The sequence below is a fragment of the Skermanella sp. TT6 genome, from assembly GCF_016653635.2.
In the GTDB taxonomy this organism is placed as follows: Bacteria; Pseudomonadota; Alphaproteobacteria; order Azospirillales; family Azospirillaceae; genus Skermanella; species Skermanella cutis.
Window position 1 is genome coordinate 3,484,053 of record NZ_CP067420.1, and the last position, 22,687, is coordinate 3,506,739.

General features: G+C 66.5%; 15 protein-coding genes. 9 read left to right on the plus strand and 6 right to left on the minus strand.

Translation table 11 applies throughout. The features are described 5' to 3' along the window. The first annotated feature begins 51 nt into the window (after positions 1-51). The gene (locus IGS68_RS16440; RefSeq protein ID WP_247880921.1) at positions 52-351 is read left to right on the plus strand and encodes a GIY-YIG nuclease family protein; all 300 of its coding nucleotides are present in this window, start codon (positions 52-54) and stop codon (positions 349-351) included. A gap of 142 nt (positions 352-493) precedes the next feature. On the opposite strand, the gene IGS68_RS16445 is transcribed toward IGS68_RS16440, so the two are convergent. The 3 genes from IGS68_RS16445 to IGS68_RS16455 form a co-directional block, all read right to left on the minus strand. Then, a complete protein-coding gene (locus IGS68_RS16445; protein WP_201071255.1) occupies positions 494-790 on the minus strand; it encodes a hypothetical protein in 297 nt (98 codons plus the stop codon). 79 nt (positions 791-869) lie between these two features. Continuing rightward, positions 870-1,325: an IS1595 family transposase gene (locus tag IGS68_RS16450; RefSeq protein WP_201081402.1), complete on the minus strand. Its 456-nt coding sequence runs from the start codon at positions 1,323-1,325 to the stop codon at positions 870-872. Then, positions 1,322-1,813, minus strand: a complete 492-nt coding sequence (locus IGS68_RS16455; RefSeq protein WP_201071257.1) for a transposase — start codon at positions 1,811-1,813, stop codon at positions 1,322-1,324. The genes IGS68_RS16450 and IGS68_RS16455 overlap by 4 nt, the downstream gene beginning before the upstream one ends. A gap of 353 nt (positions 1,814-2,166) precedes the next feature. On the opposite strand from IGS68_RS16455, the gene IGS68_RS16460 reads away from it, so the two are divergent. From IGS68_RS16460 to ltrA, 5 genes are all read left to right on the plus strand, one after another. Continuing rightward, positions 2,167-5,499, plus strand: coding sequence for a transglutaminase family protein (locus IGS68_RS16460; protein ID WP_201071260.1), 3,333 nt, complete (start codon positions 2,167-2,169; stop codon positions 5,497-5,499). Then, the gene (locus tag IGS68_RS16465) at positions 5,492-8,101 is read left to right on the plus strand and encodes a circularly permuted type 2 ATP-grasp protein (protein ID WP_247880922.1); all 2,610 of its coding nucleotides are present in this window, start codon (positions 5,492-5,494) and stop codon (positions 8,099-8,101) included. The genes IGS68_RS16460 and IGS68_RS16465 overlap by 8 nt, the downstream gene beginning before the upstream one ends. Continuing rightward, on the plus strand, positions 8,079-9,038 hold the full coding sequence (locus IGS68_RS16470; RefSeq protein WP_201071265.1) for a transglutaminase family protein: 960 nt from the start codon (positions 8,079-8,081) through the stop codon (positions 9,036-9,038). The genes IGS68_RS16465 and IGS68_RS16470 overlap by 23 nt, the downstream gene beginning before the upstream one ends. Positions 9,039-9,157: 119 nt before the next feature. After that, entirely contained in the window at positions 9,158-10,315 is a 1,158-nt protein-coding gene (locus IGS68_RS16475) for a GGDEF domain-containing protein (RefSeq protein WP_247880923.1), read from the plus strand. An 899-nt stretch (positions 10,316-11,214) separates the two neighbouring features. Next, the gene (gene ltrA, locus IGS68_RS16480; RefSeq protein WP_201071267.1) at positions 11,215-12,462 is read left to right on the plus strand and encodes a group II intron reverse transcriptase/maturase; all 1,248 of its coding nucleotides are present in this window, start codon (positions 11,215-11,217) and stop codon (positions 12,460-12,462) included. A gap of 315 nt (positions 12,463-12,777) precedes the next feature. Here the strand turns inward: ltrA and IGS68_RS16485 are convergent, their stop codons facing one another. The 3 genes from IGS68_RS16485 to IGS68_RS16495 form a co-directional block, all read right to left on the minus strand. Continuing rightward, the gene (locus IGS68_RS16485) at positions 12,778-14,391 is read right to left on the minus strand and encodes a peptide chain release factor 3 (protein ID WP_201071269.1); all 1,614 of its coding nucleotides are present in this window, start codon (positions 14,389-14,391) and stop codon (positions 12,778-12,780) included. 45 nt (positions 14,392-14,436) lie between these two features. Beyond that, the gene (locus tag IGS68_RS16490) at positions 14,437-15,849 is read right to left on the minus strand and encodes a DEAD/DEAH box helicase (RefSeq protein WP_201071270.1); all 1,413 of its coding nucleotides are present in this window, start codon (positions 15,847-15,849) and stop codon (positions 14,437-14,439) included. A gap of 391 nt (positions 15,850-16,240) precedes the next feature. After that, entirely contained in the window at positions 16,241-18,718 is a 2,478-nt protein-coding gene (locus IGS68_RS16495; protein WP_201071272.1) for a glycogen/starch/alpha-glucan phosphorylase, read from the minus strand. A gap of 311 nt (positions 18,719-19,029) precedes the next feature. Between IGS68_RS16495 and IGS68_RS16500 the strand changes: the two genes are divergently transcribed. The 3 genes from IGS68_RS16500 (at position 19,030) to IGS68_RS16510 (ending at position 22,587) form a co-directional block, all read left to right on the plus strand. Continuing rightward, positions 19,030-20,169 carry a GNAT family N-acetyltransferase/peptidase C39 family protein gene (locus tag IGS68_RS16500; RefSeq protein ID WP_247880924.1) on the plus strand — a complete coding sequence of 380 codons (1,140 nt, stop codon included), beginning with the start codon at positions 19,030-19,032 and terminating at the stop codon, positions 20,167-20,169. Beyond that, positions 20,170-21,654, plus strand: coding sequence for a RimK family protein (locus tag IGS68_RS16505; protein WP_201071276.1), 1,485 nt, complete (start codon positions 20,170-20,172; stop codon positions 21,652-21,654). Positions 21,655-22,113: 459 nt separating this feature from the next. Then, positions 22,114-22,587, plus strand: a complete 474-nt coding sequence (locus IGS68_RS16510; RefSeq protein WP_201071278.1) for a sigma-70 family RNA polymerase sigma factor — start codon at positions 22,114-22,116, stop codon at positions 22,585-22,587. Positions 22,588-22,687 lie beyond the last annotated feature (100 nt).

The window sequence follows — 22,687 nt, forward strand, 5'->3', positions numbered from 1 at the left end:
GCCCTCCAAGGTGCATACGCACATGGGCGAACAAGGTCAGGAGCTTGAAACATGCCGATGGAGGCGGGTGCATGGGTCTACATTATGACCAACCGCCCCAACGGGACGCTCTATGTCGGTGTTACGACCAATCTGGCGCGGCGCGTGCACGAGCATCGGGAAGGAGCCTATGATGGCTTCACGATGCGGTACGGTTTGAACCGCCTGGTCTGGGTGGAACGGCATGATGAAATCCTGCGTGCCGTGCAGCGGGAGAAGAACATCAAGCATTGGTCAAGAGCTTGGAAGGTTCTTTTGATTCTGAAAGACAATCCGGAATGGGATGACTTGTATGATCGGCTGAATATGTGATTGCCTATACTTCCTTATTCATCATGGCCGGACTTGATCCGGCCATCCACGCGCGCGCTTCATCCCGGCAGTTCGCGCGTGGATGCGCGGGTCGAGCCCGCCCATGACGAATTGGAGTCCACGATCTCCTGGAATGGTGCCCTCACGTCCTCTCCGCCGGAGGGCAGCAATCGACGTCGTCGATCCGGCAGACCCCCGGCACCGTCACGTGCGGGCGGGTGCGCATGCTGAAGTCGCGAACTTCAGCCCGGCCGTTCCGCTGGAGCCAGGCGACGGCCCTGGGTACCAGGCGCGGGTCGACGCCGAGCTGTTCGCTGATGTGGTTGAAGGAGACGGCGGCGGTTTTCCGTTCGAGCAGGCGGTTCCGGCAGGCGCCGGCGACGCGTTCGGCCAGTTCGGGTATCCCGTTGTCCTGGCCAAGCTGGATGACGATTCCCATCAGAGGCTTCCTCCCAAAGATGCCTTCGTTTGCTTTTTGATCTTGGCTCTTCCTGGATTGCGGGGTGGTGGCGGTTTGATCATGCGACCAGGGCGGCAACGAGGGCGCCGAGCAGGGCTTTGCCGCGCTGGCGGGTATTGTGGACGAATTGAAAGAAGCCCAGGTAGGCAGGTAGCTTCTTCTGCGAGATGCCGCGGTGCGGGCGTAGCCAGGAGCGTAGCAACGACCAGAACCCTTCCAGGGTATTGACGTGAACTTCACAGAAGCCGTCACCATCCTCGTCGCGGGCGTATTCGCCGCGGCCATGGCAGACCGTCCTGTGCTCGTAGCCCCAGGCCGTCAGGCGGGCATAGATCGAATATTCGTCCGTGTGGATGCATGAACCCGGGGCGACCACACCTTCGATGATCGGGCGGATGGTTGTCTGCTGAACGTTGGCCAGCATGTGAAGGACCACCTCACCGCCCCGCTGGATCAGGCCCAGGATCGGTGGCTTCTCCTTCTCCAGCGTGCCTCGACCGGGTGCGCCTTTCAGGCGACGGCGCCGCCCAGACCGGTTTTTTTGGCGACGGCGGCCGGATTGCCCTTGTGCCCGGCGACGACATAAACCTCATCGGCCTCGACCGTGCCCTCCAGCCTCACGGCCGGCATCTTGGCCACGAGGCCGGAGCGCACCTGTTCGGCCATGACCTGGACATCGTCCTCGTTCAGATCCAGTTCGTGGGCGATCTGCCGGTTCGACAGGTTGAGCCCCAGGAAGTAAAGGCACAGCAGCCAGACCCGAAGCGGCTGGTGACGTCCGGCCAGAACGGTGCCGGTTAGATCATCGAAGCGGCTCTGGCACTGCTTGCACCGGTAGCGCTGCCGATGCCGCTGCGTGTCGTCATGGCCGTGGCGAGTCACCGAGGCGCTGTCACAGTGCGGGCAGCGGACACCCTCGGGCCACCGATGCTGGCGCACCAGCTCGTAGCATTTCGCGTCGTCGATCAGCGACGAGAGGGTCACCAGGGATGACAAGGACATGACAAGCACCGGGATCGATGGAAAGGTCTCTCCTCAACCAATCTCCGCGTATCCCATCACGACCGGACCGCCACCACCCTGGAATCCAGGAAGAGCCTTGATCTTTTCCGGACCGTCGAGCGTCTCCCCTCCCCTCATTGCTGCGACATTCTGTCGCTATAAATGGACCGATCCGCGACGCTCGGCAAGCGGGGCGCTTTTCCTCATCCCAGTGATTCTGGCGGGTACCGCCATGCCGCGATGCGGGATATGATGCCGGGCTGAAATCCCGATCCCGGAACGCCGGACCGGCGGACGGTTCCCCCCCTGCGTCGCAGTCGGTGCGCCCTGCACCAAGAATTCGAGGCGAGTTCATGGCGATCCACGTCGCACTCAATCACAAGACCTTCTACCGCTATGACAGGATGGTGTCGCTTGGGCCGCAGATCGTCAGGCTCCGGCCCGCCCCCCACTGCCGCACGCCGATCCTCAGCTATTCCTTGAAGGTCGAGCCCAAGCAGCACTTCCTCAATTGGCAGCAGGATCCGCAGTCCAACTATCTGGCCCGCTTCGTCTTTCCGGAAAAGACCGACATCCTGTCGATCGAGGTCGACCTGGTCGCCGAGATCTCGGTGATCAACCCGTTCGACTTCTTCCTGGAGCCCGGCGCCGAGCAGTGGCCGCTGGAGTACGAGCCGTGGCTGCAGCGCGAGCTGCGCCCCTACATGGAGACGGAGAAGGTCGGCCCGAAGCTCGCGGCGTGGCTGGCCTCGGTCCCGCGCGAGCCGATGCAGTCGGTCAACTTCGTGGTGGCGCTGAACCAGCGGCTCCAGCAGGAGATCGGCTACGTCATCCGGCTGGAACCCGGCATCCAGACGCCGGAGGAGACGCTGACGCTGGGCACCGGGTCGTGCCGCGACAGCGCCTGGCTGATGGTCCAGATCCTGCGCAACCTGGGGCTTGCCGCCCGCTTCGTGTCCGGCTACCTGATCCAGCTGACCGCCGACCAGAAGGCGCTGGACGGGCCGAGCGGCACCGAGGTGGATTTCACCGACCTCCATGCCTGGACCGAGGTCTACCTGCCCGGAGCCGGCTGGATCGGGCTCGACCCGACCTCCGGCCTGCTGGCCGGCGAAGGCCATATCCCGCTGGCCTGCACCCCCGACGCGTCCAGCGCCGCCCCCATCACCGGCGCGGTGGACGAGTGCGAGGTCGAGTTCGGCCACGAGATGTCCATCACCCGCATCTACGAGGCGCCGCGGGTCACCAAGCCCTATACCGAGACCCAGTGGGGCGCCATCGAGGCGCTGGGCCACCGGATCGACCAGGAGCTGGACGACGGCGACGTCCGGCTGACCATGGGCGGCGAGCCGACCTTCGTGTCGATCGACGACATGGAGGGGGCGGAGTGGAACACCTCGGCGGTCGGACCGACCAAGCGGCAATACGCCGCCAACCTGCTGGACCGCCTGATGCGCCGCTTCGCGCCCGGCGGCCTGGTCCACTACGGCCAGGGCAAGTGGTATCCGGGCGAAAGCCTGCCGCGCTGGGCGCTCAGCATCTATTGGCGGCGCGACGGCGACGCGCTGTGGGCCAACACCGACCTGCTGGCGAAGGAGACCGTGGACTACGGTTTCGGCACGGAGGAGGCCGGCCTGTTCCTGGTGACGCTCGCCAAGAGGCTGGGGATCGAGCCGAGCCTGGTGCTCGCCGCCTACGAGGACCCCTGGCACTACCTGCGGAAGGAACAGCAGCTCCCGGTCAACGTCGATCCGCTCGACAGCAAGCTGGAGGACAAGGAGGAGCGCGCGAGGCTGGCCAAGGTGTTCCAGCGCGGGCTGAACGAGCCGGTCGGGTTCGCCCTGCCGATCAACCGCCGCATGGACCAGAAGGGCCCGGTCTGGCTGTCCAGCACCTGGCCGCTTCGCCAGGAACGCCTGCTGCTGGCGCCGGGCGACAGCGCCATCGGCTACCGCCTGCCCCTGGGCTCCCTGCCCTGGGTGGACATGCGCGACTATCCCTTCTCGTGGGAGCAGGACCCGTTCGACGCCCGCGCGCCGCTCGCCCCCCACGCGGTTCCGCTGCGCCAGCGCACGGCGGAGCCGCCAAAGCCGGAGGCCCTGCGCCGCCAGGCCTACCAGGCCATGGCCGAGGTCCGGACCGAGATTCCCGAGGCCGGCAAGTCGGCCTGGTGGGTGGTCCGGACCGCGCTCTGCTGCGAGGCGCGCGACGGCAAGCTCTACCTGTTCATGCCGCCCATGGGCATGCTGGAGGACTACCTGGCCCTGGTCGCCGAGATCGAGGCCACGGCGGTCGAGCTGAACATGCCGGTGATCCTGGAAGGCTACCAGCCGCCCCGCGACCCCCGGCTCAACAGCATGGCGGTAACCCCGGACCCGGGCGTGATCGAGGTCAACATCCACCCGTCCCATTCCTGGGACGAGTTGGTCCGCAACAACTTCGCCCTCTACGAGGAGGCGCGGCAGGCCCGGCTGGGGACCGAGAAGTTCATGCTGGACGGCCGGCATGTCGGCACCGGCGGCGGCAACCACGTGGTGGTCGGCGGGGCCACGCCGGCGGACAGCCCTTTCCTGCGCCGGCCCGACCTGCTGCGCAGCCTGATCACCTACTGGCAGAACCACCCGTCCCTGTCCTACGTCTTCTCCGGCCTGTTCATCGGCCCGACCAGCCAGGCGCCGCGGATCGACGAGGCGCGGAACGACTCGCTGTACGAGCTGGAGATCGCGTTCAACCAGATCGACCAGGCGGCGGCCGGCGGCTGGTGCCCGCCCTGGCTGATCGACCGGGTGCTGCGCCACCTGCTGACCGACATGCAGGGCAACACGCACCGGGCGGAGTTCTGCATCGACAAGCTCTACTCGCCGGACAGCAGCAGCGGCCGGCTGGGGCTGGTGGAATTCCGCGCCTTCGAGATGCCGCCGCATGCGCAGATGAGCCTGACCCAGCAGCTCCTGATGCGCGCCATGATCGCCCGCTTCTGGAAGACGCCGTACAAGAACCGGCTGGTGCGCTGGGGCACCGAACTGGCCGACAAGTTCATGCTGCCCCACTTCATCCAGCAGGACCTTTCGGACGTGCTGGCCGACATGCGCGACCACGGCTACGCGTTCCAGGACGAATGGTTCGCGCCGCACGTTAACTTCCGGTTCGCGCTGTGCGGCGAAGTGGCGCATCGCGGCCTGCTGATGGAGATCCGGCAGGCGCTGGAGCCGTGGCACGTCCTGGGTGAGGAGCCCGGCGGCGGCGGCACCGTAAGATATGTGGACAGCTCGGTCGAGCGCGTGCAGGTCAAGGTCAGCGGCATGGTCGGGTCGCGCCACGCCGTGGTCTGCAACGGCCGCCGGGTTCCGCTCCATCCCACGGGAGTCGAGGGGGAATTCGTCGCCGGCGTGCGGTACCGGGCCTGGCAGCCGCCGTCCTGCCTGCACCCGACCATCCCGGTCCACAGCCCGCTGGTGTTCGACATCCTGGACACCTGGTCGGGCCGATCGGTGGGCGGCTGCTCGTACCACGTGGCCCATCCGGGAGGGCGGAATCACGAGACTTTCCCGGTTAACGCCCACGAGGCCGAAGGACGGCGGCTTGCCCGCTTCTTCCCGTTCGGTCACACTCCGGGTCCTATGGAGACGCCGCCGGAAAGGCGAAACCTGGAGTTTCCTTTGACCCTCGACCTGCGCCTTGGCTGACACCGAAGCACTGGAACAAGAAGGCCGCCGCGCCGTCGCCGAGCAGGGTTCCCTGTTCGGCGACGCGCACGCGCTCCAATACGGCACCGGCCCGGTCTATGACGAGATGGTCACCGGGGGCGGACGGCTGCGCCCGCACTGGCAGCGCTTCATGGGGGCGCTGGGCGCGCTCGACCCGTCGCTGATGGCCGAGCGGTGGGAGGCGGCGCGCCGCCTGCTCCACCAGAACGGCGTCACCTATAATATCTATGGCGATCCCCAGGGCATGGAGCGGCCCTGGCCGCTCGACATGATCCCGCTGCTGATCCCGGCGGAGGAATGGGACGCGATCGAAGCCGGGCTGATCCAGCGCGCGACCCTGCTCAACGCCATGCTGGCCGACCTGTACGGCCCGCAGGACCTGATCCGATCGGGCCGCCTGCCCGCGGCGCTGCTCTATTCCGACCGCGGGTTCCAGCGGGCCTGCCACGGCGCCGTACCGACCGGCGGGGTGTTCCTGCACCTCTACGCCGCCGACCTGGCAAGGGCGCCCGACGGCCGCTGGTGGGTGCTGGGCGACCGGACCCAGACCCCGAGCGGCGCCGGCTACGCGCTGGAGAACCGGGCGGTGGTCAGCCGGGTCCTGACCGACGCCTTCAAGGATTGCAACGTCCGCACGCTGGGTCCCTTCTTCACGGCGCTCCGCGAGATGCTGGTCCGGCTGGCCCCCCGACCGACCCGCGACCCGCGCATCGTCCTGCTGACGCCCGGCCCCTACAACGAGACCTATTTCGAGCACGCCTACCTCGCCCGCCACCTGGGCATCACGCTGGTCGAGGGCGGCGACCTGACGGTGCGCGACCGCCAGGTGTTCCTGAAGACCCTGAGCGGCCTGGAGCCGGTGGACGTGATCCTGCGCCGGCTGGACGACGACTATTGCGATCCGCTGGAACTGCGCGCGGACAGTTCGCTGGGCGTCGCCGGCCTGGTCCAGGCGGTCCGCGCCGGGACCGTGACGGTCGCCAACGCCCTGGGCACCGGGCTGATCGAGTCGCTGTCGTTCAAGCCGTTCCTGCCGATGCTGTGCCGCCACCTGCTGGGCGAGGAGCTGAAGATCCCCGGCGTCGCCATGTGGTGGTGCGGCCAGGAGGAGGAGCGGACCTACGTGGTCGAGCATCTCGATCGCCTGGTGATCAAGCCGGCCTTCGCGCATCTCGGCTCCGAGCCTGTGTTCGGCTCGTCCCTCTTCCGGCAGGAACGCCAGGACCTGATCGCCCGGCTGCGCGCCCGGCCGGCCGACTTCATCGGCCAGGAGCAGCTCGGGCTTTCCACGGTGCCGACCTGGATCGACGGCGCCCTGCAGCCCCGCCCGCTGGTGATGCGGGTTTATCTCGCGGCCAAGCCCGAGGGCGGCTACACGGTGATGCCCGGCGGGCTGACCCGCATGTCGGCGACCGCCGGCCGGCTGATCGTGTCGATGCAGCGCGGCGGCGGCAGCAAGGATACCTGGGTGATGTCCCGCGGCCCGGCGGAAGGGCGCCCTGCCCCGCCCCGGCCCCAGGGCGTCCCGGCGGAGGTTCGCGGCACCGAACCCCGGACCGTCGCCGCGCGCGACGTGGACGTCAAGCCCCAGAGCGGCGACCTGCCGTCGCGCGTCGCCGACGGGCTGTTCTGGCTGGGCCGCTACGCCGAGCGGTCGGAAAGCACGCTGCGCATCCTGCGCGGGGTCTACACGCGCCTGTCCGACGGCACCCGTCCCGGCGTCGGCGACGAGCTGGTGCCGTTGATGCGGCTGATGGACTGGACCGGCATGGTGCCCCGCGATTTGGCCGACATGGCGGAAAGCGGCACCGGGCGCGGCCTGCGCCAGGCGCTCCAGGGGGCTGTGTTCGATGGCGGGCATCCCAACAGCCTGCGCGCCAACATCCAGCGGCTCCACCGTACCGCCGCCGGCGTGCGCGACCGGCTGTCGCTCGACATGTGGCGCGTGATTTCCCAACTGGACCGCCAGAGCGAGCCGGCGTCGGCCCGGTCGCGGATCGACACGGCGATGCTGCTGCGTCTGGACGACCTGATCACCACGCTCGCGGCGCTCGCCGGACTGGAGCAGGAAAGCATGACGCGCGGCCCGGGCTGGCGGTTCCTGGACATCGGGAGGCGGCTGGAGCGCGGGATCAACAGCCTGGCGCTGATGCGCGGCACCCGGATCTGCGACGCCGCCGGCGACGACCCGGCGGTGCTGGAGGTCCTGCTGGAGCTCGGCGAGAGCTTCATGACCTACCGGGAACGCTATTACACGACCGCCCAGCGGACGCCGGTCCTGTACCTGCTGCTGTGCGACGAGACGAACCCGCGGGCGCTGGCCTACCAGCTCTCGCACCTGGCGCGGCACCTGGCGGCCCTGCCGCGCCCGCCGGTGGCCAATCTGCGGGTCAACCAGAGCCCGATCACGGCCGCGATCCGCCTGATCGAGGACACCCGCGAGATCCTGCGCGAGCCGGAAATCATCCGCGACCGCTTCGCGCTGCGCAACGCCCTGAACAGCCTGGCCGACAGGCTGCCGGAAATCTCCAACCTGCTGGCCCACGCCTATTTCAGCCATGCCTTCTCCCGCCCCGCCTGATAGCGCCGCCGCGCCGGAAGACACCGACGCGCGCGAGGACGCCGCCGCCCGGCCGGTGCGCTACCGCACCCGGCACACGACCAGTTACGAGTACGGCGACGGGGTCTCGGTCTCCCAGCACGTCGTCCATCTCGGTCCACGGGACAACCCGCGCCAGGCCTGCTCGTCGGTCGCCCTGACGATCACGCCCGAACCCGCGGTGCGGGAGGCTTGGCTGGATTATTTCGGCAACCCGGCGGAGTATTTCGCGGTCCAGGAGCCCCACCGGTCGCTGACGATCGAGTCGGTCGTCGAGCTGGAGGTCACGCCGCCCGAACCGCTGGAAGCCGGCTCCGCCCCGCCCTGGGAGGACGTCCGGGACACGGCCCGGACCCCCCGGTCGGCCGATGCGATCGGGGCCAACGAGTTCCTGTTCGACAGCGTGATGGTGAAGGCGTCGCCCGATCTGGCGGCCTATGCGGAGCCGTCCTTCCCGCCGGGCCGACCCACGGTGGAAGCGGTGCTCGACCTGATGCACCGCATCCATGACGATTTCACCTTCGATTCGACCGCGACGACGGTCGCGACGCCGCTGGCGGACGTGCTCGCCCATCGCCGCGGCGTCTGCCAGGACTTCGCCCATCTCGGAGTCGGCTGCCTGAGGTCGCTCGGTCTTCCGGCCCGGTATGTCAGCGGCTATCTGCGAACCCACCCGCCGCCGGGCCGTCCCCGGATGGTCGGTGCCGACATGTCGCACGCCTGGTTCTCCGTCTGGTGCGGGACGGAAACCGGCTGGGTTGACCTCGACCCGACCAACGACAAGCCGGTGGACGCCGACTACATCACCCTCGCCTGGGGCCGGGACTATGACGACGTCAGTCCCGTCAGGGGCGTAATCCTGGGCGGCTGGGGCCATACCTTGAGCGTCCAGGTGGACGTCGAGCCTCTCCTGGATTGAAAAACCCTACCAATGTAGGACTCATTTTAGTATATTCCCGCAAAATAGATTAAAGCCTTGCGGGAAAAGGCGTGAAACAAACGCTTTCAAACATATTGATTCGTGTAGCTGACAAAACGTTGGCGAACATCGACGGCGATCTCTCGCTGGCGCAGGTCCATGACCTGATCCAGCCCAGGGGTCACTCGCCGGTGATACAGCGGCGGCGGGCCGCCCTGATCGTTTCCCGGGCCCGGATCGTCGCCGGCGTCTTCTCGATCCTGACGCCGCTCTGGATCGCCATCGACATGTACCTGTTCGCCTGGCCCGAATGGGGATATCTGGCGGCGCTGAGGATCGCGGCGAGCATTGCCTTCGGTGCGCTGGCGCTTTACTACCGCGGCGGCGAGGGGATGAAGCAGGCCTGGGCCGCGCTGGCATGGCTCCTGTCGGTGCCGACGCTCTTCTTCATCGCGTCGCATCCGATGGTCAACCAGTTCGATCCCGACAGTCCCGCGGCCGCGATAGCCGCCGGCTACGCCTTCCTGCCCTTCGTGATGTGCGCCGGCCTCAGCGTCTTTCCCATCACGGCGCTGGAAGGGATCGTGTTCGCGACGCCGCTGCTGCTGGCCCATTTGACCGCCGGCGTCTACGGGTCGGCGATCTTCCCGTTCAACTCCTATCTCGGGGCCATGTGGCTCCTGCTGCTGCTGTCCTCCGTCGCGACGCTGGCGGCGATGAGCCAGCTCCATTTCCTGATGGCGCTGGTCAACCAGTCCTCCCACGACAAGCTGACCGGCGCCTATGCCCGGCGGATCGGGGAGGAGATGCTGAACCTTCAGTTCGGCAACGCCCGGCGGAACAAGCGCCCGCTGTCCCTGGTCTTCGTCGACCTGGACGATTTCAAGAAGGTGAACGACCGCTTCGGCCACGAGGAGGGCGACCGCGTGCTGCGCGATGCGGCCCAGTCCCTGCTGAAGGGGCTGCGCCAGGGCGACCTGGTCATCCGCTGGGGCGGGGAGGAATTCCTGATCGTCATGCCCGACACCGACACGCCGGGCGCGCTGACGGCGATCCGGCGCCTGCGCGCCGACGGGCTGGGGGTACGGCCCGACGGCAAGCCGCAGACCGCCAGCATCGGCATCGCCGAGGCCATCGCGGAGGCGCCGGAAAGCTCGACCCGGCTGGTGGAGATCGCCGACCACCGCATGTATGTGGCCAAGCAGGCCGGCAAGGACTGCATCTGTACCGGGGAGGAAGCCGCCCCGGTCACCCGCGAGGAGTTGGAGCCGGCCTGAACCGTGGTGCGGGCTGTTTTTGCCACAGATGACGGCGATGGGCACAGATCCGGCTCGGGCCGTTTCCTCAAAGGGTGCCGGCAGCAGTCGGAAACAACGCTTTTTCGTCATGGCCGGACTTGATCCACGGCTGTCCGGCACGGTGATTGCCTGCACTGCGAAAGGGTTAGTCTCAGGTAGAATTATTCCATTTTCGTCATGGCCGGACTTGATCCACGGCTGTCCGGCACGACGATTGCTTGCGCTGCGAAAAGGTTAGTCTCAGGTAAAGTTACTCCATTTTCGTCATGGCCGGACTTGATCCGGCCATCTTTTACGAGAAGCATCGGCGCCTCCGTGCCTTGAGATCCGCGGGTCACGCCCGCGGATGAGTGCGTCCGTGAGGACGTTTTGTCAGTGTGGTGCAAGTCCGCACCGAAGGAGGTCACGACTTCGAAGCCGAAGGTAACTGCGTCGCCGCGAAGCGGGGTGGGGAGCAACCTGAGGCGAACCGGCGGTCCGTAGGATGACGAACCCGTTTCGGCGGGGTGGCTCGGCGAGCCTGCTCATTCATGGCGAAGCCTGGAACCGACCGTCGGCGCTGAGGTGACTGGGAAAGCGACCGGCGGGACCACCACGTGGGTGGGGGCGGAATGTCGGGACGGCAAGGCGGAGTAAGCGGAGAGACCTGCCGGCGCGGGTGACGGCGGCAGGAGTCAGAGCCTTCATATTACCGCGATGGCGCGGGACCGCCGGAGGGCGGTCGCCGGCGCCGGAGAGGGACGGATAGCAAAACCGGCCCGAGGGAAGGGAGGCAGGAAGTGGAACGGGGAAGGACGGGGATGACGCAAGGAACAGTTCCGGGAGTGCCGGTAACGGCTAAACAAGGGACGGAAGCCCAGGCTCGGGATTGGAGCTGGGTGGAAGCGTCGATCTGGACCGGCCCCATGGTGTCGGCGCTGGGCAACGGCGTCAAAGGAGGCAAATGGTACAGCCTGATCGACAAAGCGATCCGGCCGGCGACCCTGGAGTGCGCGTGGCGGCGTGTCGCGCGTAACAAGGGGGCGGCGGGCGTGGACGGGCAGAGCATCGCCCGGTTCACGCTCCAGGCGGATCGGTACCTGCGGGAATTGCACGAGGACCTGAACAGCGGCAGCTACCGGCCAAGCCCGGTCCGGCGCGTGGAGATCCCGAAGGGGGACGGCAAAACCCGCCCCCTGGGCATCCCCACGGTCAAGGACCGGATCGTCCAGACGGCTCTCAAGCTGACGATCGAGCCCATCCTCGAAGCCCGGTTCCGGGACGGCAGCTACGGCTTCCGCCCCGGCCGCGGCTGCAAGGATGCCTTGCGCGCGGTCGACCGGGCGCTCAAGGACGGATACGCCTGGGTGGTGGACGCCGACCTGGAACGGTACTTCGACACGATCCCGCGCCGGGACCTCATGGCCCGGCTCGGCGACCTGATCAGCGACGGGCGCGTCCTGGAGTTGATCGACAGCTTCCTCCAGCAGGACATCATGACGGAAACGGCACGATGGACACCGGTCGCGGGAGCTCCGCAAGGGGCGGTGATCTCACCGATCCTGAGCAACTTGTACCTGCACCCGCTGGACGAGCTGATGGAAGCCGAAGGCTACCGCATGATCCGCTACGCGGACGACTTCGTCGTCCTGTGCCGGGACGAGGCGCAGGCCCGCGCGGCCCTGGCCCGGGTGCAAGCCTGGGTGGCCGACAACGGCCTGACGCTCCATCCCGACAAGACGCACGTCGGAGACTGCCGGCAACCCGGCCAGGGCTTCGACTTCCTCGGCTACCGCTTCGAGGCGGGACGCCGATACGTGCGGGACAAGAGCCTGAAGGCGTTCAAGGACAAGATCCGGGCCCGCACCGGCCGCAGCCGGGGCGTCAGCCTGGATCACGTCATCGCGGATCTCAATCCGGTGCTGCGGGGGTGGTTCGGCTACTTCAAACATGCTCGAGCCCGCCTCTTCACGCAACTGGACAAGTTCATCCGCAGACGCCTGAGGGCGATGCTGCGCAAGCAATCCCGACGCCCAGGCTTCGGGAAAAGCTATGCAGACCATCGGCAATGGACCAATGCCTACTTCGCGACCAGGGGACTGTTCACCCTCTCGACAGCCCTCAGGCAAGCGAGACACTCCCGATGAGGAAAGCCACGACTGGAGAGCCGTGTGCGGGAAAACCGCCCGCACGGTTCGGAGGGAGGGGAGGCAAAACCTTCCCTACCCCTATCGAACTGAAGGAGAAAACGTTTGTTAGTAACGTTCCCAATGGTTGATTAGCAAGTACCGTGCCGGACAGCCGTGGACTTGATCCGGCCATCGTCTCGCAGGTCTCACCGGGGCTCCGTGGCGGGAGATGCCCAGATCATAGGAGAAATTATTATCCGCAGATGAACGCAGATGGACACGGATACTTGCGGATGAGTATCTGTGGCCTTCTGCGTGCGACTGCCGCCGACGTCACTGCGCGGCGGCCTGCTGGACGATGCGGTTCTGCTCGCGGGTCTTCAGGAACTGCACCTTGGGGAAGTCCTCTTGGGTGCGGTTCATGTGCCAGGAATTGCGCGAGAGGAAGACCAGCGCGCCATCATGATCTTCCGCGAGGTTGGCGCGGTTGGAGTCGACGAAGCGCTTCATCTCCACCGGGTCCTCGCACTCGATCCACCGGGCGGCATCGACCGAAGCCGATTCGAACCGGGCGGAAATGCCGTACTCGGCTTCGATCCGGGCGGCCAGCACCTCGAACTGGAGCTGCCCGACCACGCCGACCAGCCAGTCCGAGCCGAGCAGGGGCTTGAACACCTGGCTCGCCCCCTCCTCCGCGAAATGCTCCAGCGCCTTCCGCAGGTGCTTGACCCGCATCGGATCGTCCAGGCGGACCCGCTGCAGCAGTTCCGGCGCGAAGCTCGGCACGCCGGTGAACCGCAGCTCCTCGCCCTCGGTCAGCGTGTCGCCGATCCGGAGCGACCCGTGGTTCGGGATGCCGATGATGTCGCCCGGCCAAGCGTCCTCCGCCAGCTCCCGGTCGCGCGCCAGGAACAGCACCGCGTTGTTGACGGCGAGCTGCTTGCCGGAGCGCATGTGCTTCAGCTTGACGCCCCGCCGGAAATGGCCGGAGCACAGCCGGAAGAAGGCGATGCGGTCGCGGTGGTTGGGGTCCATGTTGGCCTGGACCTTGAACACGAACCCCGTCACCTTCGGCTCGATCGGTTCGACCTTGCGGCCGTCGGCCGGCTGCGGGCGCGGCGGCGGCGCCAACTCGCCCAGCCCCCTCAGCAGCTCCTGCACGCCGAAATTATTGATGGCGCTGCCGAAGAATACCGGCGTCAGATGGCCGGCGCGGTAGGAGTCCAAGTCGAATTCCGGGCACAGGCCGCGCGCCATCTCGACCTCCTCGCGGAGGGTCGCGACGGCATGGGCCGGCAGAAGCTCGTCCAACTTCGGGTCGTCCAGCCCTTCGCACTTGATGCCCTGGCTGGCCACGTCGCCCTGGCGCTTGTCCATCAGGATCAGCTGGTCGCGGAGCAGGTCGTAGCAGCCGAGGAAGTCCCGGCCGGACCCGATCGGCCAACTGGCCGGCGTGACGTCGATCGCCAGCGTCTCCTCGATCTCGCTGATCAGCTCGAACGGATCACGGGCCTCGCGGTCCATCTTGTTGACGAAGGTGATGATCGGCACGTCGCGCAGACGGCAGACTTCGAACAGCTTGCGCGTCTGGCTCTCGATGCCCTTGGCGGCATCGATCACCATGACGGCGCTGTCGACGGCGGTCAGCGTGCGGTAGGTGTCTTCGGAGAAGTCTTCGTGGCCCGGCGTGTCCACCAGGTTGAAGGTCCGGTCGTCATAGTCGAAGTTCATGACGGACGCGGTCACGGAGATCCCGCGCTCGCGCTCCACCTTCATCCAATCGGACCGGGCGCGACGCTGCTCGCCGCGCGCCTTGACGGCGCCGGCGAGCTGGATCGCACCACCGAACAGCAGAAGCTTCTCGGTCAGGGTCGTCTTGCCGGCGTCGGGGTGCGCGATGATCGCGAACGTCCGGCGCCGGGAGACGGCATCCTGCAGGTCATCCATGAGCTGCCTCCCTTGGCGTTTCGTACCCCGGAGATCCCGTCGGCCTTAGCTGGCCGACGAGTATCCGCGACGGCCGCCCCCGGCCGAATGGTCGCGGTCGCGGCGGACCGGATTGTAGCCGCCGCGCTCGCCGTGCGGACGGTCGCCGCCGGCATGGCGATGCTCGGCGTGGGGCCGGTCGCCATGGCCATGGCCCCGGTCGCTCCGCTCGCCGTCCGGCCGACGCTGCCCGCCGAAGCCGCCGCGGCCACCGGGTGCGCCCTGGCCGCCGCCGCGGTACGGCCGCTTGTTGTAGCCGCCGGGATTGGCGCCACGCGGACGCTCGGTCGGCTCCAGGCCCGGGATCACGTGGTTGGCGAGCGGCTTGCCGATGAAGTGCTCGATCGCCTTGACCTGCTTCCAGTCGCTCCGGGTGAAGAACGAGTAGGCGGTTCCGGAGGCCCCGGCCCGGCCGGTACGGCCGATGCGGTGGACGTAATCCTCCGCGATCTTCGGCAGGTCGAAGTTGATGACCTGCGTGATGTCGGAGATGTCGATGCCGCGGGCCGCCACGTCGGTGGCGATCAGCAGGCGGATACGGCCCCGGCGCAGGTCGTCGATCGTGCGGTTGCGCTGGTGCTGCTTCATGTCGCCGTGCAGGGCGCCGGCGGCATGGCCCTTGGCGCACAGCTCGTCGGCCAGGCGGTCGGCATCGCGCTTGGTCGCGGCGAAGACGATCGTCTTGCCGGCCTCGTCGGTGGACACGAGGTGGTCGAGCAGGCGGTGCTTGTGGCCCAGGTCATCGGCCCGCAGCAGGCGCTGGTCGATGGTGTCGTGGCTCACGTTGCGGCCCGCGATGTCGATCCGCTCCGGGTTCTTCAGCAGACGGGCGGCGAGCCGTTCCATCGGACCGTCGCAGGTCGCGGTGAACATCAGCGTCTGGCGGCCCGCCGGGCAGGCGGCGGCGATCTGCTCGACCGGCTCGATGAAGCCCATGTCGAGCATGCGGTCGGCCTCGTCCAGCACCAGCAGTTCCAGCGCCGACAGGTTGACGCGGCCCCGCTCCAGGTGGTCGATCAGACGGCCCGGGGTGGCGACGATCAGGTCCACGCGCCGCTCCAGCATGCGGAGCTGCTCGCGGTAGGGCATGCCGCCCAGGATCACGCCGGTCTGCACGCGGTCGAACTTGGAGTATTTGCGAACGGCGTCCAGGATCTGGGTCGCCAGCTCGCGGGTCGGCGACAGCACCAGGACGCGGGGTCCGAAGCTGCCGGCCGGACGGGGAGTCTTCAGCTTCTGAAGGGCCGGAAGAACGAAGGCGGCGGTCTTGCCGGTTCCGGTGTTGGCCGAAGCGACCAGATCCCGACCGGCCAGCGCCAACGGAATAGCCTTTTCCTGGATCGGAGTCGGCTCGTTGTAGCCGGAAGCCTCGACGGCTTGAAGAATGGTCGGGTGGAGGTCGAGTTCAGCGAAAGTCATAGTCAAAAACGTAATCCTCGGTACGTGAGTCCGTGCGGCGAGGGCCATGGGCCGACACCGTGGGACAAGACAAGGCGGCGCTCCCGGCGGCCTTTCGAGCCAGGGGGCGTCGCGCGTAACGAGCGGCTGCTTTCGGAAAATGAGCGAGCGGGGCGATCGGGCGATAGTCGCGTCCGAAGGTCCAGCAATACAATATCCGCAAGGCACGAGGGGCCGAAATGCGGATACGGCACCATGCCGACCGTCGGGGGCCCAAGCCACTCAACAGGGCTGTAGATAGCACCTTTCCCGGAAATTACCAGAGGCGATTTCGATGATATGTGCGCCTGCGGCAAGCTGGCAGGCGGAGGGGCGGTCCGACGCCCCTCCGCCGCCGATGCTCGTCCGGGGATTACTCCTCCGGCAGGACCGGGACCGCGTTCCAGATGTCCCGGGCGTACTCGCCGATGGTCCGGTCGCTGGAGAACCAGCCCATGGACGCGGTGTTGATGACCGCCTTGCGGGTCCACTGGTCGGGGTTGCGGTACAGATCGGTGGCGGCCTCGTGGGCTTCCCGGTAGGCCTGGAAGTCGGCCGTCACCAGGAACGGGTCGCCGCCGTCGGTCAGGGACTGGATCAGCGGGCGGTACCGGTGCGGATCGTCGGGCGAGAAGACGCCGCTGGCGATCATGTCCAGGGCCCGCTTCAGCGGCGGGTTGGCCGCGATCACCTCGCGCGGATTGTAGTTGCCGTGGCGGAGCGAGCCGGCCTCCTCGGCGTTCAGGCCGAAGATGAAGATGTTTTCCGGCCCGACGGCCTCGCGGATCTCGACGTTGGCGCCGTCCAGCGTGCCGATGGTCAGCGCGCCGTTCAGCGCCAGCTTCATGTTGCCGGTGCCCGACGCCTCCATTCCGGCGGTGGAGATCTGCTCCGACAGGTCGGCCGCCGGCATGATCACCTCCGCCAGGGTGACGTTGTAGTTCGGCAGCAGGGCGATCTTCAGCAGGCCGCGGACGGCGGGATCCTGGTTGACCACCTTGGCGACGTCGTTGATCAGCTTCAGCACCAGCTTCGCCATATGATAGGACGGAGCCGCCTTGCCGGCGAAGATCTTGGTCACCGGCACCCAGTTGACCGTCTGGCTGTCGCGCATGTCGTTGTACAGCGCGATCGTCTGGAGCACGTTCAGGAGCTGGCGCTTGTATTCGTGGATGCGCTTGACCTGCACGTCGAACATGCTGTCGACCGAGACCTCGACGTTCAGCTCCCGCCCGATCAGCGCGGCGAGGCGCTTCTTGTTCTGGCGCTTCGCCCGGCGGAACTCCTCGCGGAACACCTCGTCCTCGGCCCGGGGCTTCAGGGCCTCCAGCTCCTCCAGGTTCCGGATCCAGCCGCTGCCGATCCGGCTGGTGATCAGGTCGGACAGCGGCCGGTTGGACTGGTGCAGCCAGCGGCGCGGCGTGATGCCGTTGGTCTTGTTGTTGATCCGGTCGGGAAACTCCCGGTGGAGGTCGGCGAACACGGTCTGCTTCATCAGCTCCGTATGGAGGCCGGCGACGCCGTTGACCTTGTGGCTGCCGATGAAGGCCAGGTTGCCCATGCGGACGCGGCGGTCGCCGTTCTCGTCGATCAGCGACACCCGGGCCAGCGTCCCGCTGTCCACGGACTTGCGCGCCTGCACCTTCTGCAGGAAGCGGCCGTTGATCTCGTAGATGATCTGCATGTGCCGGGGCAGGACCCGCTCGATCAGCCGGACCGGCCAGGCTTCGAGGGCTTCCGGCAGCAGGGTGTGGTTCGTGTAGGAGAAGGTGCGCTGGGTGATGTCCCAGGCATGGTCCCAGTTGAGCGCGTGCTTGTCGACCAGCAGGCGCATCAGCTCCGCGATGCCGATGGCCGGGTGCGTGTCGTTGATCTGGATCGCCGCCTTGCCGGGCAGGTCGTCGAAGCCGCTGTGGTGCTGGGTGTAGCGGCGCAGGATGTCCTGGAGCGAGGCGGACGTGAAGAAATATTCCTGCTTGAAGCGAAGCTCGCGTCCGGCATCGGTCGCGTCGTTCGGATACAGCACCCGGCTCAGGTTCTCGGACAGGATCTTCTGCTCGACGGCCTTCATGTAATCGCCGTCGTTGAAGTGGCCGAAATGGAAGTCGCTGGTCGCCCGCGCCGACCACAGGCGGAGCGTGTTGATGGTCCTGCCGCCGTAGCCGACCACGGGGGTGTCGAACGCCATCGCCAGGACGCGCTCGGTATCGACCCACTTGTAGGCCCGCTCGCCCATGCTGTCGCGGGTTTCCTCGACCCGGCCGTAGAACTGCACGGGATAGAGCACTTCCGGACGCGGGAACTCCCACGGATTGCCGAACTGCAGCCAGTGTTCCGGGTGCTCGACCTGCCAGCCATGCTCGAACCGCTGCTCGAACAGGCCGAACTCGTACCGGATGCCGTAGCCGTAGCCCGGCAGGCCCAGGGTCGCCATGCTGTCCAGGAAGCAGGCGGCGAGGCGGCCCAGGCCGCCGTTGCCCAGGGCCGCGTCCGGCTCGACGTCGACGATGTCGTCCAGCCGCATGCCCAGGCCGTCCAGCGCCTCGCCGACCGCCTGCATCACGCCCAGGTTGGCGAGGCTGTTGGTCATCAGGCGGCCGATCAGGAACTCCAGGGAGAGATAATAGACCCGCTTGGCATCGGCCTGATAATAGTTGCGCGTGGTCTCCATCCAGCGATCGACAAGGCGATCCCTCACCGCGAACGCCGACGTGGTGAACCAGTCACGGCGAGTGGCCGAACGGCTGTCCTTGCCGACCGTGTAAACCAGGCCTTCGAGGAAGGACCTCTTGAAGGCTTCTGTATCAAGGCCCCTGTGTTCCAGGTTTCGCGGATTGTAGCGAGCGTCCATGGATACGCGACTTTCTGCTGCAAACTTCATGAATCGGATCGCGCGTCCCCTCGTGCCACGCGAATGATTAACCGTGTACCGCTTTTTTAGTTAAGACTTCCTAAGCGTTGCTGTCCGGATCTCGGCGCCCGGTTCAATTCGCAACATCTTCCCTGGTATCGTGAAGAGAGTAGGATGTGATGTCACCGGCCGTGCCGGCGCCTATCCCGTAGGGCAAGATGCTGGACCATACCACGCATACAAAACTAATCCACCAGAGTGCGCCGGCAAATACGATCAGACGCGCTACCGTTTCGGATATCCCGGCGCTTTTGGAGGTCGAGAACCGCTCGTTCGAGTCGGACCGCCTCACCCGACGCAACTTCAATTACCTCCTCAAGCGCGGTAACGCCGTGTGCCTGGTCGAGACCCATGCGGCGCCCCCCGGGGCCGGCACCGCCGGGGAGGGTCCGCCGCAGCCGCGCAGCATCGCGGGCTACGTGCTCCTGCTGTTCAATGCCGGCACTTCCCTGGCGCGGCTCTACTCGTTCGCGGTCGATCCGGATTTCAGGCGGCAGGGGGTAGCCCAGAGGTTGCTGGCGGAGGCCGAGCGCGAGGCCAAGGAGCATGAATGCGTCTATCTCAGGCTGGAGGTGCGGCGCGACAACGAGGCGGCGATCGGGCTTTACCGCCGTGCCGGTTACCGGGAATTCGGCATCTACCGGGATTATTACGCCGACCACATGGAGGCGCTGCGGCTGGAAAAGCGGCTGACCAACGCAGCCGGGCCGCGCGGCATCCGGGTGCCCTATTATGAACAAACTTTGGATTTCACCTGTGGCCCGTCGGCCCTGATGATGGCGATGAAGGCGCTCGATCCCGCGCTCGACCTGAACAGGGCGCTGGAACTGCGGATCTGGCGGGAATCCACCACCATCTTCATGACATCGGGCCATGGCGGGTGCGGTCCCTACGGGCTGGCCCTGTCCGCCTGGCGGCGCGGCTTCGACGTGGAACTGGTCCTCAACGACGACCGCGCGCTGTTCCTGGACAGCGTGCGCAGCGAGGAAAAGAAGGAGGTGCTCCGGCTCGTCCAGGAGGACATGCAGAAGGACATCGCGGAAACCGACATCGCGGTCGGCTACCGCAGCTTCGGCGCCGGCGAGCTGACCGAGCTCGTGGCGTCGGGAGCAATCCCGGTGGTGCTGATCAGCTCCTACCGGATCTACCACGAGAAGTTTCCCCACTGGGTCGTTGTCGCGGGATGCGACGAGCGGTTCTTCTACGTCCACGACCCCCTGGTCGAAACAGCCAAGCACACCAGCGACACGGATCGCGTCAACATGCCCATCCTCAAGAAGGACTTCGAGCGCATGGCCCGCTACGGCAAGGCCCAGCTCAAGGCCATGGTCGTCCTCCGATCCCGCCGGCAAGGACCCGGGCGGGGTCAAACCCGCCAGGATCAACGCTGAATGTCGTCCCATCTGATCATCGTCGACAGGTCCTCCGACTTCAAGTTCGACCGCACCGATCTCGAGATCATCACCACCAAGGACTACATCGCCCGGCCGGACGCGGTCCGGACCCGCAATCCCAAGATCGTCAACCTCAGCCGGGCCTACAGCTACCTGGGCGCCGGCTATTATTGCTCGCTGCTCGCCGAGGCGCGCACGCAGAAGATCATCCCGTCGGTCAAGACGATCCTGGACCTCAGCCAGAAGAGCATCTACCGCTATGCCCTGCCCGAACTGGAGGAGCTGCTGCGCAGGCGCCTGAAGCGCATGGCCCAGCCGCCCGAGGCGTCGTTCACGCTCTACAGCTTCTTCGGCAGCGCCGACGACCGCCGGTTCCAGGACGTGACCCGGCGCGCCTTCGACGTGTTCCGGTGCCCCATGCTGAAGATCCAGGTCCGCCTGAAGGACGACTGGCACATCCATTCCCTCCAGCCCCTGTCGCTCGACGACCTGAGGCCCGACCAGGAGGACCATTTCCGCGCCTCGCTCGACGCCTATACCAAGGCGACCTGGCGCGAGCCGACCGAGAAGGCGCCGCCCCGCTACACCATGGCGATGCTGCACAATCCCAAGGACGAGCTGCCGCCCAGCAGCGCCAAGACGCTGCAGAAGTTCATCAGGGCCGGGGAGGCGCTGGGCATCGCCATCGAGCCGATCGAGAAGAAGGACTATCTGCGGCTCGCGGAGTACGACGCGCTTTTCATCCGCGAGACCACGTCGCTGGACGACCACACCTACCGCTTCGCCAAGAAGGCGGAGAAGGAAGGCATGGCGGTGATCGACGACCCCAACTCGATCCTGAGATGCACCAACAAGGTCTACCTGGCCGAACTGCTCCGGGCGAACAAGGTGCCGGCGCCGAAGACCGTCATCCTCGACAAGGCGAAGGTCGCGACGATCGAGCAGGACATCCCCTACCCCATCGTCCTGAAGATCCCGGACGGCTCGTTCTCGCGCGGGGTCTTCAAGGTGCAGAACCGGGGAGAGCTGGAGGCGACCGCCGCCGCCCTCTTCGAGGAGTCCGACGTCATCCTCGCCCAGGAGTTCATGTACACGGAGTTCGACTGGCGGGTCGGCGTGCTGAACCGGCAGCCGATCTTCGTCTGCCAGTACCTGATGGCGAAGAAGCACTGGCAGATCGTCAAGCACAACAGCGACGGACGGTTCGAGCAGGGCTCTTTCAAGACCATGCTGGTGGAGGAGGCGCCGAAGGCCGTCGTGGAGATCGCGGTAAAGGCCGCAGGCCTGATCGGTAATGGCCTCTACGGAGTAGATCTGAAGCAGAATGACCGCGGCATCTTCGTCATCGAGATCAATGACAATCCGAACATTGATACGGGCGTGGAGGATCTTAGATTAAAAGATGAATTGTATAAAATTGTCGTTCGCGAGTTCATAAGACGTTTGGATGGTCGGACAAACGGTGAAGCTGGGCGCGGCTGATCGATATACCGCTTATTTGCACTTCTCCCGCGAATTTCTTTGGCTCGCCCGATTGGAACATTCGCAAACGGTCCACGTTGAAATCGCACCAACACCGGAGCAACCGGGCCGGCGCCAGGAACTGGAGCCACCGGGCACGCTCCGCAGCGACGAGGGATCGACAAGCCGACCGTGACCAGCATGGACCGCTCATGAAGTGAACCATAGGGACCGGGTCCGACAAGGCGCCGACATCGGCGCCGGATCCGGGGAGGGCCGGCTGCCACCGGCACTCCAGGGCGAAGCTTTGCCCGCGATGCGGGACAAGTTCACCTCCGCCGACCAAGACCCGGTGAGGCACCGGGCGTTCCAGGACCTGCCAGTCCGGACCGCCAAGGACCACACCCACTCCCGACCGTTCGAGGGCGCAGCACCTAACCCGGGACCGCCCTCCCAGAACAGAGACCATTGGAGCGTACTATGGCTTACTCGTTCGACATGGAACTAGTCAACTGCATTCCCAACCTGCAGCGCTATGCCTGTAAGCTGACCCGCGACGCTTCGAGCGCCGAAGATCTCACCCAGGACTGCCTGGCGCGTGCCCTGTCGCGGTCCCATCGCTTCGAACCCGGCACCAACATGCAGGCATGGCTGACGACCATGCTGAAGAACCTCCACTTCAACAACCTGCAGCGCGACAAGCACGTCACCAAGGTCGAGCTGTGGGACCACGCCATGTCGGTCGAGCCCGCCCAGCTCTCCCGCCTCGTGTTCCGCGACGTCGACAAGGCCTTCGACAGCCTGACCCCCTGCCAGCGCAAGGTCGTGCGGCTGGTCGCCATCGAAGGCCGCCCCTACCAGGAAGCGGCGGAGAAGCTGAACGTCTCCATCGGCACGATCCGGTCGCGCCTGTGCCGCGCGCGAGAGCGCCTGAACACCCTGATGGCCGCCTGACGGGAGACTGCCCGGACGCTCCACGGCTCCTGCCGTACGCCCGAAGGGAGGTGGTCGGGGCGAAGCCGCCGGGCACCTCCCGCCGGAACAAGGAGAGGGG

What these genes read in the sequence shown, in the direction of transcription:
- IGS68_RS16440 (WP_247880921.1), top strand. Translation starts at nt 52, where the DNA reads ATGCCGATGGAGGCGGGTGCATGGGTCTACATTATGACCAACCGCCCC.
- IGS68_RS16470 (WP_201071265.1), top strand. Translation starts at nt 8,079, where the DNA reads ATGCCTTCTCCCGCCCCGCCTGATAGCGCCGCCGCGCCGGAAGACACC.
- IGS68_RS16485 (WP_201071269.1), bottom strand. Translation starts at nt 14,391, where the DNA reads ATGGATGACCTGCAGGATGCCGTCTCCCGGCGCCGGACGTTCGCGATC.
- IGS68_RS16455 (WP_201071257.1), bottom strand. Translation starts at nt 1,813, where the DNA reads ATGTCCTTGTCATCCCTGGTGACCCTCTCGTCGCTGATCGACGACGCG.
- IGS68_RS16510 (WP_201071278.1), top strand. Translation starts at nt 22,114, where the DNA reads ATGGCTTACTCGTTCGACATGGAACTAGTCAACTGCATTCCCAACCTG.
- IGS68_RS16495 (WP_201071272.1), bottom strand. Translation starts at nt 18,718, where the DNA reads ATGGACGCTCGCTACAATCCGCGAAACCTGGAACACAGGGGCCTTGAT.
- IGS68_RS16505 (WP_201071276.1), top strand. Translation starts at nt 20,170, where the DNA reads ATGTCGTCCCATCTGATCATCGTCGACAGGTCCTCCGACTTCAAGTTC.
- IGS68_RS16490 (WP_201071270.1), bottom strand. Translation starts at nt 15,849, where the DNA reads ATGACTTTCGCTGAACTCGACCTCCACCCGACCATTCTTCAAGCCGTC.
- IGS68_RS16460 (WP_201071260.1), top strand. Translation starts at nt 2,167, where the DNA reads ATGGCGATCCACGTCGCACTCAATCACAAGACCTTCTACCGCTATGAC.
- IGS68_RS16445 (WP_201071255.1), bottom strand. Translation starts at nt 790, where the DNA reads ATGGGAATCGTCATCCAGCTTGGCCAGGACAACGGGATACCCGAACTG.